This window comes from Paraburkholderia sp. BR13439, from assembly GCF_040948805.1.
GTDB lineage: Bacteria > Pseudomonadota > Gammaproteobacteria > Burkholderiales > Burkholderiaceae > Paraburkholderia > Paraburkholderia youngii.
On sequence record NZ_JBFPKN010000105.1, the window covers coordinates 1 to 1757 of the forward strand.

The following is a 1757-nucleotide window of genomic DNA, read 5'->3' on the forward strand; positions in this document are numbered from 1 at the left end:
CATAGCCACCGACACTGGAGCGGCTTAGCTCAAGGAATTTTTAGCAGGGCAGAAACGGCTCGTTTGCGGAGCCCTTATCCTGCTCACTGCGCCGTTTCCGCCCTGCTAAAAATCCTCTGGATTATCGGGCTACCATCTTAATTTTACGTAACCTCAACCGATGAAGACGCGTCTGCCCCGGCGCCCCCGGCCGCGACGCCTGCCGAACCCGGGTTCCCGGATGCCGATGCGCTGGCCGCGCTGCGTGGCTGGTATGCAGGCCTCAGTTCACGTGCAACCGTCCTGCGCTACCTGCCTGGCCTCAAGGCGTCGGGCCAGTCCGCACGTGGCATGCTCGGCCGCATCCGCCGGCAGCTCATCGCGTTCGCCGAAAGCCGCCATCGACTGGATCTGGCGGCGGTATTCCAGCACACGCCCCAAGAGCGGCAGGGGCGAGCCAAGGCAGTTGAACACGCGCTCAGGACGTTGCCCTCGGTGAATGCGCCACAGCCCCAGATCAGCGACGACATTGAACGGTGCCTCGCACCCCGGACCGCGAATGCCCTGCGTGCACACGGCATCCATACGCTCTCGGAACTGACCGTACGCATCCCGCGACGGCGCGGATGGTGGCGAACGATCGAGGGGCTCGGCGCGATGGGGGCTCGGCAAGTCGAAGCCTTCTTCGCCGGGCATCCGCTGTTGACCGAGCGCGCCCGCGCACTGGTCGCGGTCACCCAGCCACGCAGCATCGTGCCGTGGGAAGAGTTGCGCCTGCCGCACGAGGTCGATGGCTTGCAGGGCAGTTTCCGGGCGCCGCGTAATGCCTGCACGCTGAACGCGACGAAACGATTACGAGGCGGTACAGGCGTGGCTTGCGCTGCACGAAACAGCGACGACGCAGCGCGCCTATCGCAAGGAGGCCAAGCGGCTGATCCTGTGGGCGATCGTCGAACGCGGGCGGGCGCTGTCGTCACTGACAACCGACGACGCGATCGCCTACCGGGCGTTCGTGAGACGTCCGGCGCCGCGCGAGCGCTGGGTCGGGCCACCGCGGCCGCGCGATTCCGTCGAATGGCGCCCCTTTACGAGCGGCCTGTCAGCGCGCTCAGCAGCCTACGCACTGACGGTGCTCTCGGCGCTGTTTCGCTGGCTGATCGAGCAGCGTTACGTGCTCGCCAATCCGTTTTCCGGCGTCAAGGTCCGAGGCCACGCCTCGCAGCCAGCGCTGGACACGACGCGCGGTTTCACCGAGGGTGAGTGGCTGCTGGTCCGCGCGATTGCCGACGGCCTCGAAGGGTCCTATGGCTGGTCGGAGCCAGCGGCGCAGCGGCTGCGCTTCCTGCTTGACTTCGGCTACGCGACGGGTCTGCGCGCGAGCGAACTGGTCGGCGCCGGGGTCGGCAGCATCCGCGTGGACGGGCACGGTGATCACTGGCTGCATCTGGTCGGCAAGGGCAGCAAGCCCGGCAAGGTGGCACTGCCGCCGGTCGCGCGTACTGCGCTCGATCAGTACCTTGCACAGCGACGCCTGCCTGTCACGCCACAACGCTGGAACCCGAAGACATCACTGGTCGCGAGTCTGGGCGAAGACGGCGACGCGGGTATCGCGAGTCCGCACTGGATGCGCCACAGTCACGCGAGCCACGCCCTCGCTAGTCCAGCCTGAACAAACCGTAGAGCCTTAAGCGTTGGGGGTTTCCGGCGGAAATCGTGTTGTTGGAATTGCAGAGACCTGGCATATTGCTGGGTATAGCCTGCAAATTCTGGCGAGGTTT

Annotated in this window: 1 pseudogene; it reads left to right on the top strand. The window is 66.0% G+C overall.

The annotated features are described in order from the left end of the window. Positions 1-231 precede the first annotated feature (231 nt). A pseudogene (locus AB3X96_RS42340) lies at positions 232-1636 on the top strand (phage integrase family protein); the annotation flags it as partial. Positions 1637-1757 lie beyond the last annotated feature (121 nt).